Origin of the sequence: Niastella populi (assembly GCF_002078015.1) — a bacterium.
Taxonomy (GTDB): Bacteria; Bacteroidota; Bacteroidia; order Chitinophagales; family Chitinophagaceae; genus Niastella; species Niastella populi.
Map to the genome: position 1 here is coordinate 12,974 of NZ_LWBP01000056.1, position 13,783 is coordinate 26,756.

A 13,783-nucleotide genomic window follows, 5' to 3' on the forward strand; every position below is an offset into this window, starting at 1 on the left:
TTATCAATATTATAAGAGCCGGGTATTATTGTTCAGTGAACCCTTAATTTTCATTAATGCACAAACCCAATGACCTCATTTTTAACAGTGGCTTGAACATACCGGGGCGTATTATACAAACGTCTTGCCAATAGTTATATTTGAAGCACCTATTATTAAAATTGTTCACTTTACACCAGATAGTCTGCCATTGGGTCATTAATCAATACAGTAACATTGACAGTTATAATATATTTTATTGATAGCTTATGGTTTGTGGTTCTTCGTGTAAAGGCAACGAGGCAACTAGGCAACGAGGCACAAAGGCATAAAGGGAAATACAGAATACAGGCTAAACTTGAAAATACCCGCGTTTGGCTTTCGGCCTGTATTCTGTTATTCCTCGTTGCCTTGTTGCCTTTGTGCCTCTATGCCTTTATACAAGCAAAGTTAAATTACGATGGTAAGTAGAATGGCCGATGTAGCCGTAGCCATTGGTGGTACGGGCCCATGCCTGAATAATAAAGCTATAGGCGCATTGGATGGGCGGACGCCAGTTGGCAGGCGTAGTAGGAACCGCAAAGTTCATCACACCGGCCCAGTTGTTTCCCGGCGGAACCGCCGATTCGTATGCCTGGCTGTAAATACCTACCGACTGGTTTTCGCCAAAGGTGGCGCTGAAACTCCATGCACGCAGGTTGCCTTCGGGGTCGTTGGCCGTAACATTGAAAGTAAGCCCATCGGTTCCCTCCCCTATTTTTTCAATGGCGCAGGCCGTTACTTCAGTAGCGCCATGTTTTATGCTGTTGATATTAACGACTGGTACATTGTTATCGATGTACAGCGACAGCACCTGTGCTGCTGAAGGCACCGGTGTAATGCCATCGGCTTTGAAGAATTCCACTTTAAACCGATGGATACCGGTATCCATACCATAGGTAGAGAACTGGATCAACAGATCGTCGATGGAATATTCCTCGGCAGGATTGGTAAGCGTATATTGTTTGTTGACATTGGCCGAAAAAGACATGGGTATATAGTTGGAACCGGTCCAACGGTAATTGGTCCACGCAGACACCAGTGGCAGGAAGGCAGCGCTGCCCGGGGTGGCATGCAGGATGCGGTATTTATTGGCGCCGATGCCAATAAGGGCATTCAGGTTCACGCTGTTGGCAATAAAGTTCAGCACCCCGCCGAAAGCTGCATTGTGCGCTTCCACAAAATAACCTGCGGTGGTGGTGGCCCTGCCTGTGGCAGCATTCAGTACAGCGGAAGAAGTAGGAATAAGGCCAACCGTACCAATAATAGCGCCCATCAATGATTGATTTGGCTTCGGTTTGCGGGCAAAGTACAACTTCGTAAGGTTAGCAAAGTTTTGATAGAAGTTGGCCGGAAAATCTGCGGTGAAGGCGGGGTTGGAAGAGCTTACCCGGAAACCGAAATACGTATAAGGCAAACCCAGCAGCGAGAAGAGGCTGGCATTTATTTCAGTCAGTGCAATTTTGAATTTCCAGATGCGGTGCGGCACGGCCGATTTGGGCGAAGGGCCAAACTCAACCCGGCTCTTCGATTCGGGTGGTTCAGAGATGCCGGTCCAGGTACCGGGGCCGAGGTATTTCTGAATACCCATTTTGTTAGGGAAACCGGGGTAAAGGCCATAGTTCACATCTTTATTGGCGGAGATGCCGCGGTTCTCATCCACATCAAAACTCAGCCAGTAATAATCACCGGTACCAAAATCGTTACCGGTATCACCGATAACATCAAGCACGAGGTACAGGAACTTTGCGTCGTTTTTAGCATACACCCAACCTTTGGGAAATTGAAATTCGCCGGCGCCCTGCCAGGCGTCGTCCATAACGGAGGTAGTGGGTTCAATGGGCGATTCGGTCCATTTGCTGATAAGCGCTGTAGCAGCGGTAACGGTGTGCGACAGGGAGATACTTTCTTCTGTAAGCATAATTGGAAGATTTGTTGGTTATTGACAATAGTTAATGAACATGAACTGAGCTGTCATGCAACCGGGTTAAATAAATGGTTGGGAAACCGGGAAGAGGGGTAAACGAATTAGCGGCTACAAATAGTTAGCAATAACCAGGCGGAGATTACAGAAAGTGGTTAAAACAAAGGTGTATGATCTGTTTTGAACATGCACCCGCATTAATACCCGAAAACGAGGCGTAATACTACGGAAAATAATGTAATAACAAGGAGGTTAGAAAGTTTTTGATTTTGGTCATGTTTTGGGAGGGAGTGGTGGAGCTGCATGCTCCTTCAATTTTCCCGTTTCATCTATATGCTGTACAATAATATCGTCAGCAACCAATACCCCGGCAATTAGTTTGCTGCGGTGGCACTGGGCGGGATTTCGTTCGCTGCACATGATCGCCACGTTTATATCTTTTTCGTAAGCCGTTTTTAGCCGGTCGATCCCTTTTATGAAATAATCTTTGGTCTTTACCAATTCATAGTCAATCTTTCCTTCGCTATCATAACAGGTAGCATCCTTTGGCCGGCCGCCCAATTCCCCAGACCGTACAACAAAACAAGTCTGAACTTTAACAAAGCCCCATGCCGCTTTTAACAGGAGCTTTGCGTCATTACCAATGGCCAACGCTATCCGGCGTTTTTGGGTGAAATACTTCTATTGCCCTCATCATCCGACTAGCTGCTGCGTCTTTTTGCCATGCCTAAGCCCTCATTGAAAGATATCGCCGTTCAGTTGGGCAAAAACAGGAAAGCCGGCAACGTAAAAGCAAAAAAACTGCTGAACCGGCAACCACGTAATCATGAAGAGGCTATCTTAGCGGCAGCAGAAAGTTCTTTAGATCAGCAAAAGAACAGGTATTAAATTTCTATACATCAATTTTCAGCTATGAAGATCTACGGTTCACTGGTTATACTATTAGCAATAATAACGTTCGGCTTTACCACAGAAAGAGGTTTGCATCTGGCAGATGCCACGAATGAAATCGGAAATCCAAAGAATGAATATCCCACTCGCCACCTGCCACTTACCACTAGCCCGATACTCACCGGCGCCGAACAAACGGAGAAATACCTTCCCCTGCTGAAAAATAAAAGAGTAGGCATTTTGGCCAACCCTACTTCTGTGATCGGCAAAAAACATCTTGTCGACAGCCTGATGAACCGGGGCATCAAATTCGTAAAAGCCTTCGGTCCCGAACATGGTTTCAGGGGCCGGGCCAGCGCCGGCACCCATGTATCTGACGAGGTAGATTCCGCTACCGGCATTCCCATCATTTCCTTATACGGCAGCAAAAGAAAACCAACGGCCACCGACCTCGCCGATGTGGATATCATGATCTACGATATACAGGATGTAGGCTGCCGCTTTTATACCTATATCAATATCCTGCGCGATGTAATGGAAGCCTGCGCAGAGAACAATAAAGAATTGCTGATCCTCGACCGGCCCAATCCCAATGGTTACCTGGTCGACGGCCCCATTCTCGATATGAAATACAAATCGGGCATTGGCCAGTTCCCGGTTCCCATTGCACACGGCATGACCATCGGCGAATTTGCCAAAATGATCAATGGCGAAGGCTGGCTGCCCGAAAAACGGAAATGTACAATCACCATCATTCCCGTAAAGAATTACCGCCATGATATGGAGTATGTGCTGCCGGTAAAACCTTCGCCCAATTTAAATACGCAACAAAGCATTATGCTGTACCCTTCTACCTGTTTATTTGAGGGGGTGGCACTGAACCATGGCCGCGGAACGCAGTTCCCTTTCACCGTTCTGGGCGCACCGGCATTAAAAGGCAAATACACGTTTTCCTTTACCCCGGTTAGCATTCCCGGCATGGCCGAATCGCCGCTGTTCATGAACGAGGTTTGTTATGGGTTAGACCTGCGCAACTACGACATCGCGAACCTGCGCAAAAGCAAAAGGATCAATATCGAATGGATGATAGAATTGTATAAGGCGCACCCCGAAAAAGAGCGTTTTTTCGACCGCTCTATCAGCAGACAGATCGGGAATATCGATTTTCTGTCGGGAACCCCCGAATTCAAAAAACAGATCATGGCAGGCAAAAGCCCCAAACAGATCAGGGATTCCTGGGAGCCGGGATTGTCGAAATACAAACAGATGAGGAAAAAGTACTTATTGTACCCATAAAATTAATAACACGCACTGGTGAGTATATAAGGCAGACATAGTAGTAAGAATCAGTTGACGGGTTGACGAGTTGACTCGTCAACTGGTTAACAATGGATAATAACGCAGAATTCCCAGATTCGTAATTACATTCCCGTAATATCTCCCCCATCTTATTTTTTTCCCTCCCTTCATTTTTTTCCTTAACTTAATAGAGTAAAGAACGATTGCATTCAGGTAACAGCACTTCCATGTTACCGGGTAACCTTATTATAATTTTCTGCTAACTCCGTTCCCTGCCACTATTAATACTATGCCATATGCAGCTTGCGGGGAAACATCTTATACATGCAGCGCCAGCCAAAGTCTGGGCTATATTAATGAATAAGGAAACCCTCGCGCATATAGTGCCCGGCATTTCCGGGCTTGAACAAACAGGCGATCACTCCTTTAAAAGCACGCTCGATATTAAACTGGGCCCGGTGAGCGGTTCGTTTACCGGCAACCTGCAGCTCCATGATCTGCAGGAACCCAATGCGTTTACCTTAAAAGCACAACAGAACAGTAAAATGGGCAATGCCAACGCCGCTATTGCCATCAGCCTTACGCCGGTGGGTGATAACGATACCGAGGTTATGTTCAACGGCGATGTAAAACTAAGCGGCATGCTGGCATCACTGGGAAACCGGGTAATGGGTGGCGTATCGAATACGCTCACCAAACAATTTTTTTCGAACCTGGAAAAAGAACTGGAAAAAACAACTGCTCCTTAATAATCATATTGTTCAAAATACTAAACCACATTACATGAACACCAGCATACATGTTACGGTCAATGGTGTACAATACAGTCACATGGTTGAACCCCGGCTTTTATTGGTGAACTACCTGCGCGATGTGCTTCGGTTAACAGGCACGCATGTGGGCTGCGATACCAGCAGTTGCGGCGCCTGCACCATACACCTGAATGGCAAGGCTACCAAGTGCTGCACCATTCTGGCCGTTCAGGCCGATGGCTGTGAAATAACCACCATTGAAGGCCTGTCGCACAACGGTGAGCTGCATCCGCTGCAGGAAGCCTTTAACGAATGCCACGGCTTGCAATGCGGGTTTTGCACACCCGGTATGATCATGACCGCCGCCGATCTGCTGCAACACAATTCGCAGCCATCCGAAACCGATATCAGGCATGCACTGGAAGGCAATTTCTGCAGGTGTACGGGGTATCATAATATAGTGAAGTCGGTTCAGTATGCGGCGGAGAAGATCAGTGAAAGTGCGGTGGCGCCCGCGGAGGTGAAAGCCTAAAGGCAAAAGGCAAAAGCAAATACAGCTCCTGACTTTCGGTTTTCGCTTTAGGCCTTCAGCTTTCGGCTTTAAGCTGTATTTCCTTTATGCCTTGTTGCCTCGTTGCCTTTATGCCTTGCCTTCAGCTTTCAGCTTGCCCCATAATATAACTAATCATTCAAATAATCACTAATCACTCTTAATTCAACATATGAGCACCAACGGACTGATCGGCCGCGCCGTTAAACGGGTTGAGGACAAACGGTTCACTACCGGCCACGGTAATTATACCGACGATATAATTCTGCCGCAACAAACCTATGCGGTGTTTGTACGAAGCCAGTACGCCCATGCAAAAATAATAAGTGTCGATACCAGCGCCGCGAAAGAAATGCCCGGTGTTATTGCCATCTTCACCGGGGCCGACCTCGCCGAAGTAAACGGCGTCCCCTGCGGCTGGCAGGTGAACTTCAAAAATGGCGACACCATGAAGGAACCCAAACATCCCCTGCTGGTAGCCGACAAAGCACGGCATGCAGGCGATGCCATCGCCATCGTTATCGCCGAAACAAAAGAACAGGCTACCGATGCCGCCGAAGCCGTTATGGTAGAAATGGAAGAACTGCCCTGCGTTATCGATGCCGCCAAAGCGGTTCAACCCGGCGCACCGCTGGTGCATGACGATGTGCCCGATAATAAAAGTTTCGACTGGGTGCTGGGCAATCCCATCGACGAAGTGAATGAGGCCATGAGCCGGGCTGCGCATGTTACCACACTCGATTTTGTAAACCAGCGCCTGGTGCCCAATGCCATAGAACCGCGCAGCTATAACAGCTCGTACGACCCTGCCAGTGAGAAATATACTTTATATACCAGCTCGCAGAACCCGCACCTGATAAGGCTGCTGATGTGCGCCTTTGTACTGGGCATTCCCGAACATAAAGTACGCGTGGTTAGTCCCGACGTTGGCGGCGGGTTCGGCAGCAAGATCTTTCACTATACCGAAGAAGCATTACTTACCTGGTGCAGCAAAAAAATTGGCCGCCCCGTTAAATGGACCTCAGAAAGAAGCGAAAGCTTTTTGCTCGATGCCCATGGCCGCGACCACGTAACCAAAGCCGAAATGGGTTTCGACGCCGAAGGAAAGATCCTTGCCCTGCGGGTAAAGACATACGCCAATCTCGGCGCCTACCTCTCTACCTTCAGCAGTTGCGTGCCTACTTATTTACATGGCACCCTGCTACAGGGTTTGTACACCACGCCCAAAATAAATGTAGATGTAACCGCCGTATTCACCCATACAACGCCGGTCGACGCGTATCGCGGCGCCGGCCGGCCCGAAGCCACCTACCTCCTGGAACGGCTGCTCGACCTGGCCGCGCATGAAATGAATGTTGACCCGGCCGAACTGCGTTTCAAAAACTTCATTCCGCCATTCGATGGCGTTCAGCAACCCGGTTATCAAACCCAGGTAGCGCTGCAATACGACAGCGGCAACTATGAAGGGGTGCTGAAGAAAGGGCTTGACATGCTGGGCTATGCCGATGTGCGCCGCCAGCAACAGGAAGCCGCCGGCAATGGTAAACTGCTAGGCGTCGGGTTCTCTACGTATATAGAAGCATGTGGTATTGCCCCATCGGCGATCGTTGGCGCGCTGGGGTGCCGGGCGGGTTTGTTTGAATCGGGCCAGGTACGGGTACAGCCAACCGGTAAAGTAAGTGTATATACCGGCGCTCATTCGCACGGTCAGGGTCATGAAACCACCTTCGCGCAGGTAGTGGCCGATAAATTAGGCATCAACCTCGAAGATGTGGAAGTTGTGCATGGCGATAGCGAGGCCGTTGCCTTTGGCATGGGCACCTATGGTTCGCGCAGTCTGGCCGTTGGCGGCAGCGCCATTATAAAAAGCATCGATAAGATAATTGAAAAGGGAAAGAAAATAGCCGCTCATAAACTCGAAGCCAGCGCCGATGATATTGAATTCGCATCGGGCAGGTTCACTGTTAAGGGAACCGACAAATCGGTAGGTTTTGGTGAAATAGCGCTCACCGCCTATGTTCCGCATGTGTATCCCAAAGACCTGGAGCCGGGTCTCGATTTCAGCAGCTTTTATGACCCCACCAATTTCACCTATCCCTTCGGCTGCCATATAGCGGTAGTGGAAGTGGATAAGGAAACCGGCAAGGTAGAATTGAAACGTTTTGTTGCGGTTGATGATGTGGGCAATGTGATCAACCCCATGATCGTGGAAGGACAGATCCATGGCGGACTGGTGCAGGGAATTGGCCAGGCGCTGTTCGAGGGCGCCGAATACGATGAGAACGGACAGCTCACCAATGCTTCGTATATGGATTATTGCCTGCCCCGGGCCGATGACCTGCCCATGTTTGAAACAGGCAGCCAGGTAACACCTTGTCCGCACAACCCACTGGGCGTAAAAGGCGCCGGCGAGGCGGGCACTATTGGCGCGGCCCCGGCCATTGTGAATGCCGTTATAGACGCGCTCTGGAGCGGCGGCCACAAGGTGAAGGATCTCAGGATGCCGCTCACTTCGGAAAGGGTGTGGCATGCTTTGCAGGAAGTTATTTAGTTATTCAGTTCTTAGTTCATAGTTCTTAGTTCTTTATTCGGGACTCGAAAGTATTTGCAAGCCTCGCTTTGAGCTTTCTGTTTTTGGCTTTGGCTTGCAGCTTGCAGCGTGAAGCCTGCATTTCCCATTATCACATTATCAAATTGGTTTTATGATCCCAGCAGCATTTGAATACGAAAAAGTAACAACAGTTGATGAGGCCATTGCCGCCCTGTCAAACGACGATACCAAAATACTGGCCGGTGGCCATAGCCTGATACCCGCCATGAAATTACGGTTAAGCCGCCCGGCCAAACTGGTCGATATCGGCGGCATCGCCGCTTTGAAAGACCTGAAGGAAGAAGATGGCGAGATCGTGATCGGCGCGGCGGCCACCCATGCCGATATCATGTATCATAACCTCATCAGAACGCACCTGCCCTTTTTTACCGAAGGCGCTTCCATGATCGGCGATGTACAGGTGCGCAATCATGGTACTATCGGCGGCAGCCTGGCCCATGCCGACCCGGCAGCCGACTGGCCGGCGCTGGTGCTGGCAGCCGATGCAACCATTGAAGTGCGGGGCAGCGACGGAAGCCGGCGGATAAAGGCTACCGATTTTTTCACCGGGTTGTTCACCACCCGGCTCGGGCCAAATGAGATCATTACCGCGGTGCGCATTCCTAAGCCGGCCGATGGCGCTAAAAGCACCTATCAAAAATTTCCGCAACCGGCTTCACGGTTTGCGCTTGTTGGTTGCGCGGTGATTCGTTTTGCCGATGGCAGCACCAATATCGCATTTACCGGTGTGGCTGAAAATGCGTTTCGCGACAGCGGGGCCGAACAGGCACTGGCCGGAAAACCGGTGAATGAAGAGCACATTACTGCTGCGGTAAACGCCGCCCTGCAAAATGTAGATGTATTGGGCGATCATTATGCATCGATACCGTATCGTACACATTTGGCGAAGGTATTTCTTAGAAAGGCTTTGTGGGCAGTAAAGTAATACTTTAAAGGCAGTTTATTGTTTATAGTTTTTAGTTTATGGTTCTTTCATTCGGGACAACTAACAACTGTAAGACCGCCTGAAATTTAAACAGCAACAATAAACAATAAACCATAAACTATAAACTTGTTCCAGCTTCACGATATTCAACAAATGCTCCACAACCAGGGTTACATTACAGACAAATCCGTTGCCATGTCTGTATTTCTTTCTCTTCAGTTGAACAAACCCCTGCTTATTGAAGGGCCGGCCGGTGTGGGCAAAACGGAGATCGCGAAAGTGATGGCCAATGCCCTGAAAACCGATCTTATCAGGCTGCAATGTTACGAGGGGCTCGATGCCGCCCATGCCCTGTACGAATGGAACTACCAGCGCCAGCTGCTTCACTTAAAAATGACCGAGCACGACACGCATACCATCGATGAAAAGGAACGCACCATCTTCAGCGAACCTTTTCTGATGAAACGCCCGCTGTTACAGGCCATCACGCATTCGCAAAAACCGGTGCTGCTGATTGACGAGATAGACCGGAGCGATGAAGAGTTCGAGAGCTTTCTGCTGGAAGTGCTGAGCGACTGGCAGATCACCATTCCCGAAACAGGCACCATCAGGGCCACCTATATTCCCCAGGTAATTCTCACCGGCAATCGCACCCGCGAATTGAGCGAAGCCCTGCGGCGGCGTTGTTTGTACCTGTATATCGATTACCCCGATTTCGATAAAGAATGGCTGATCGTAAAAAATAAAGTGCCGGGGATCGATGCGATCCTCAGCGAACAGATCACCCGGTTTATGCAGGAACTGCGCAAAATGAAACTGGAGAAAACACCCGGACTGGCCGAAACCATCGACTGGGCCATGGCGTTATCGGCCCTGCATATCGATCACCTCGATAAAACCATCATTGAACAAACACTGGGCGTGGTATTGAAGGATTGGCAGGATACGAGGCAGGTGCAGCTATCTATAGATGAGCTTCTGGCAAAAACAGGAGTGCATACTAAAATAGGCTAATACCCGAGAAACAGTTTGTAAGTTATTCAGTTCATAAGTTATTCAGTTTGTCTTTAACTGAATAACTGAACAACTTATGAACTGAATAACTCAATAACTCATATGACCAACAGACTAACTTCTCTTCCACAAAACATTGTCCAGTTCTGTCGCTACCTCAGGCAACATGGATTTACCGTAGGCATAGAAGAAGAAACGATGATCCTGCAATCGCTGCAGCAATTTGATTATACCAGTGCCGAATCGTTCTTCTTGTTGTTGAAAATGATCATTTGCCGAAGCAAATCGAACCTCGATGATTTTGATGAACATTTTCGCCAGTACTGGAAACGGCTCGATAAACAACTGGATGCAAAAACGAAAGCAACTGCAAAGAAAAAACAACCTGCGCCACAGGCGCAATTTGCGTCACTCAGCGCCTGGCTGAAAGGCAACCAGAAAAAAGAAACCGAGGAAACGGCTTCATACAGCATAAGGGAATCCCTGTCGCAAAAAGACTTTTCTGCCGTTCCCGACAATGAAGTAGCGGAATTGATGAAATGTATTCGCAGCCTGGCGCGCAGACTGGCGGCTAAAGCCAACCGCCGGTACGAAGGAACGAACAGGATAAACCTGCCCGATCTGCGGCAAACGCTGCGTAAAAACCTGCGCCGCGGCGGTGAACTGATAGATATTATGCATCGCCGCCCCAAACGCAACCGCGTGAAACTGCTGATGCTTTGCGATGTAAGCAAATCCATGGAACTGTATTCCGCCTTCCTGCTGCAGTTCATGTACGCTTTTCAACAGGTATACCAGCGCATGGAAACGTTTACCTTCAGCACGGCGCTGCAACGGTTAACGCCCATGCTACAGCAAAAACATTTCGGCGAAGCGCTTGAATGGCTGAGTGCCGGTAATGAAGGCTGGAACAGCGGCACCCGCATCGGAGAATCGCTTCATGCATTTGTAAATGATTATAGCCACAAACTGATCGACTCCAAAACGATCGTGATCATTTGTAGCGATGGCTGGGATACCGGTAATATCGACCTGCTGAAACAAAGCATGCGCCAGATACACACCAAAGCCAAAAAGGTGATCTGGTTAAACCCGCTGGCCGGTTATACCGCCTGGCGGCCCGAAGTGGCCGGCATGAAAGCGGCAATGCCTTTTGTTGATGTGTTTGCGGGTGTATATAACATTGATAGTCTGAGAAAACTATCCAAGTGGATATAACATTGGGCTGAAAGCAGAAAGCTAAAAGCCCAAAGCAAATACAATTAAAATGCTTTTTGGCCTTTAGCTTTAGGCTTTTAGCTCTTTTTATAATGCAAACAAACTACCCCACACGCAAGCTTCTTACTTTCCACCAGCTCCAGTTTCGTCACCTCTGGCACATTCTTAAACAACGGGGTGCCTTTCCCGATCAATATCGGGTTTACAAAGATCCAGAACTCGTCTATCAGGCCCAACTGCGTCAACGAATGGGTTACGCCGGGACTGCCGAAAATAATGATCTCTTTTCCCGCCTGCTGTTTCAACGCTTTTATCCGGTGTTCGACATCGTCGCTGATGATAACCGTATTGGGGAGTTGTTTTCCTTTCATGCTTTTTGAAAGAATCACCTTATCTACCTGCATATACCACGTGGAATGTTCGATATCGTGTTTGGAGGGATTGGGCTTATCGGCAGCGGTTGGCCAGTAGGCATCCATCATTTCCCAGGTTACACGGCCATACAATGCGGTATCGCTTTCGCTGGTGCGATTACCGGCGTAGTCAAAGATCTCCTCATCTACTTTTATCCAGTCCATTTCACCTTTGGGACCGCACACAAAACCATCCAGTGAAACGTGCATAAATGACACCAGTGAACGCATATACTTTAGTTTATTTGTTTTGATCATTTTATTGACGACACAAACCTACTGATGATAAACCAATACATAAGGGGTTTGTTGCGACAATCTGAAGGGGCGATTCCGTCAATACCCCATCTTTAAACGTAAATCCCTAATTTGCCGGAAATTGAGCGAACGTGTATTCATCAGCAGAAGAAAACTATCTGAAGGCGATATTCAAATTGCAGGAGGCCAGCGACGAAATGGTTGCCACCTCGGCCCTTGCACAGGTTTTAGGCATCCACATGGCATCGGTTACCGATATGCTAAAAAAGATGAGCAACAAAAAACTGATCACCTACCAGAAATCAAAAGGTTTTAAGCTCACCGATAAAGGCAGGCTGTCGGCCATCGGCATCATTCGCAAACACCGCCTGTGGGAAGTGTTCCTGGTAGACAAACTGGGTTTTAAATGGCACCAGGTGCATGAAATTGCCGAGCAGCTGGAGCATATTCATAGCCAGGAACTGATCGACAAACTCGATGCCTACCTCGATTTTCCCAAAACCGATCCGCACGGCGATCCTATTCCCGATGCCAAAGGCGTATTTGTCGTCAGCAAATCTGTATTGCTGGCCTCGTTGCCGCCCGGCAGCCAGGGCAGGTTCACCGGCGTTACCGATCACTCTTCGGCCTTTCTCAACTATCTCGACAGGATCGGTCTCTCCCTCGGCGACCCTGTTAAAGTAAAAGAAGTGGAAGCCTACGACAAAAACTATACCCTGCAGTTGAAAGCGAAAAGAACGGTGGTCGTAAGTTTAAAAGTTGCCAATAGTTTATTGATCAGCGAATAGGTGAATGCCGTAAAAAATAATTAATATTGGCCCAGTTAAGAATTACCATGGCCGTTAACAATCCATTACTGGAACTGAGCAAATCGGTGGTGAATGTACCTTTCGAGATACACACCATGGAGTGGATTGCGCAGAACCGGTTCCAGCAAAACTCCGTTCCGCACCGGCATAATTATTTCGTGATCATCTGGGTAGAAAAAGCCGCGGGCACCCACCTGATAGACCTCGAGAAATACGAACTGGAAGACAATACGGTTTATTGCATCACTCCCGGGCAGGTTCACCAACTGACCACCACGGGTGACGTTGAGGGTTATGTGATCTCGTTCATGGCCGAGTTTCTCGGCGTGGCAGAAGAGAATTACGACCTGCTGTTCAATACCGGGCTGTTTTATACCTTTTCAAATTCGCCGGTAATAAAAGTGAGTGAAGAAATGAGTGCCGAAATGGGCGATGCCGTGGCAAAAATGCTGAAGGAGTTCAATAACCACTTTATTTTGCGCGCCGAGATCCTGCGCGGTTTTCTGAAGATCTTTCTTATTTACCTTACCCGCCAGTTCGAGCAGCCAAAAGAAACCGAAGCCCAGTCAAAAAGCATCGAGCTCGTAAAACAATTCTTTGCCCTGGTAGAAAAGAAATATACCACGAAGAAAATGGTGAACGATTATGCCGAAGAGCTGGCCGTAACGCCCAATCATCTCAATGAAGTAGTGAAGAAAATAACCGGTACTCCCGCCAGCCATCATATACAACAACGCATCATTCTCGAAGCAAAACGCCAGGCCGTGTATTCAAGGGTCACCATGAAAGAGATCGCCTACCAGTTAGGCTTTGATGATACTGCCCATTTCAGCAAATTCTTCAAGAATGCCTCGGGCGAAAGCTTTTCAGATTTCAGGGCAAAAAACACGAATAGTTTATAGTTTATTGTTTTTAGTTTATGGTTGCTATCGCAAAAAACAGGCAGCCGCAATTAGTAAACCATTTCGAATAAAAGAACCACAAACCATAAACCACAAACCACAAACAGTTGCTAAATTCCCGCTTTATCCATGAATTGTACATCAACATCCTTCGATCATCAATTGACCGGGGATCCGATTTTCCGTTATTTTGTCAATT

Annotated in this window: 13 protein-coding genes; 10 read left to right on the forward strand and 3 right to left on the reverse strand. The window is 48.3% G+C overall.

Annotation, left to right across the window (positions count from 1 at the left end; all coding sequences use genetic code 11):
* Nucleotides 1-415 precede the first annotated feature (415 nt).
* Together A4R26_RS06780 and A4R26_RS06785 are read right to left on the reverse strand one after the other, a co-directional pair.
* Nucleotides 416-1,939 carry a hypothetical protein gene (locus A4R26_RS06780; RefSeq protein WP_081162590.1) on the reverse strand — a complete coding sequence of 508 codons (1,524 nt, stop codon included), beginning with the start codon at nt 1,937-1,939 and terminating at the stop codon, nt 416-418.
* A 276-nt stretch (nt 1,940-2,215) separates the two neighbouring features.
* Nucleotides 2,216-2,593, reverse strand: coding sequence for a DUF488 domain-containing protein (locus tag A4R26_RS06785; RefSeq protein WP_242674840.1), 378 nt, complete (start codon nt 2,591-2,593; stop codon nt 2,216-2,218).
* Nucleotides 2,594-2,665: 72 nt separating this feature from the next.
* Here A4R26_RS06785 and A4R26_RS34810 point away from each other — a divergent pair, with 72 nt between their 5' ends.
* The 8 genes from A4R26_RS34810 (at nt 2,666) to A4R26_RS06820 (ending at nt 11,202) form a co-directional block, all read left to right on the forward strand.
* Nucleotides 2,666-2,830 carry a hypothetical protein gene (locus A4R26_RS34810; protein WP_165760174.1) on the forward strand — a complete coding sequence of 55 codons (165 nt, stop codon included), beginning with the start codon at nt 2,666-2,668 and terminating at the stop codon, nt 2,828-2,830.
* A 24-nt stretch (nt 2,831-2,854) separates the two neighbouring features.
* On the forward strand, nt 2,855-4,129 hold the full coding sequence (locus tag A4R26_RS06790; protein ID WP_081162595.1) for an exo-beta-N-acetylmuramidase NamZ family protein: 1,275 nt from the start codon (nt 2,855-2,857) through the stop codon (nt 4,127-4,129).
* 299 nt (nt 4,130-4,428) lie between these two features.
* Nucleotides 4,429-4,881 carry an SRPBCC family protein gene (locus tag A4R26_RS06795; RefSeq protein WP_081162598.1) on the forward strand — a complete coding sequence of 151 codons (453 nt, stop codon included), beginning with the start codon at nt 4,429-4,431 and terminating at the stop codon, nt 4,879-4,881.
* A gap of 34 nt (nt 4,882-4,915) precedes the next feature.
* Nucleotides 4,916-5,416: a (2Fe-2S)-binding protein gene (locus tag A4R26_RS06800; RefSeq protein WP_081162601.1), complete on the forward strand. Its 501-nt coding sequence runs from the start codon at nt 4,916-4,918 to the stop codon at nt 5,414-5,416.
* A gap of 190 nt (nt 5,417-5,606) precedes the next feature.
* A complete protein-coding gene (locus A4R26_RS06805; RefSeq protein ID WP_081162604.1) occupies nt 5,607-7,985 on the forward strand; it encodes a xanthine dehydrogenase family protein molybdopterin-binding subunit in 2,379 nt (792 codons plus the stop codon).
* 151 nt (nt 7,986-8,136) lie between these two features.
* Entirely contained in the window at nt 8,137-8,970 is an 834-nt protein-coding gene (locus tag A4R26_RS06810) for an FAD binding domain-containing protein (protein WP_081162607.1), read from the forward strand.
* Between the two features lie 195 nt (nt 8,971-9,165).
* On the forward strand, nt 9,166-9,984 hold the full coding sequence (locus tag A4R26_RS06815) for an AAA family ATPase (protein ID WP_242674842.1): 819 nt from the start codon (nt 9,166-9,168) through the stop codon (nt 9,982-9,984).
* Nucleotides 9,985-10,086: 102 nt separating this feature from the next.
* On the forward strand, nt 10,087-11,202 hold the full coding sequence (locus A4R26_RS06820; RefSeq protein WP_081162613.1) for a vWA domain-containing protein: 1,116 nt from the start codon (nt 10,087-10,089) through the stop codon (nt 11,200-11,202).
* Between the two features lie 77 nt (nt 11,203-11,279).
* Here the strand turns inward: A4R26_RS06820 and A4R26_RS06825 are convergent, their stop codons facing one another.
* Nucleotides 11,280-11,846 (reverse strand): dihydrofolate reductase family protein, encoded by a 567-nt coding sequence (locus A4R26_RS06825; protein WP_081162616.1) that lies wholly within the window; start codon nt 11,844-11,846, stop codon nt 11,280-11,282.
* A 158-nt stretch (nt 11,847-12,004) separates the two neighbouring features.
* On the opposite strand from A4R26_RS06825, the gene A4R26_RS06830 reads away from it, so the two are divergent.
* Both A4R26_RS06830 and A4R26_RS06835 read left to right on the forward strand, forming a co-directional pair.
* Complete coding sequence (locus A4R26_RS06830) at nt 12,005-12,661, forward strand: metal-dependent transcriptional regulator (RefSeq protein WP_081162619.1); 657 nt, start codon at nt 12,005-12,007, stop codon at nt 12,659-12,661.
* A gap of 26 nt (nt 12,662-12,687) precedes the next feature.
* Nucleotides 12,688-13,584 (forward strand): AraC family transcriptional regulator, encoded by an 897-nt coding sequence (locus tag A4R26_RS06835; protein WP_242674843.1) that lies wholly within the window; start codon nt 12,688-12,690, stop codon nt 13,582-13,584.
* Nucleotides 13,585-13,783: the final 199 nt, after the last annotated feature.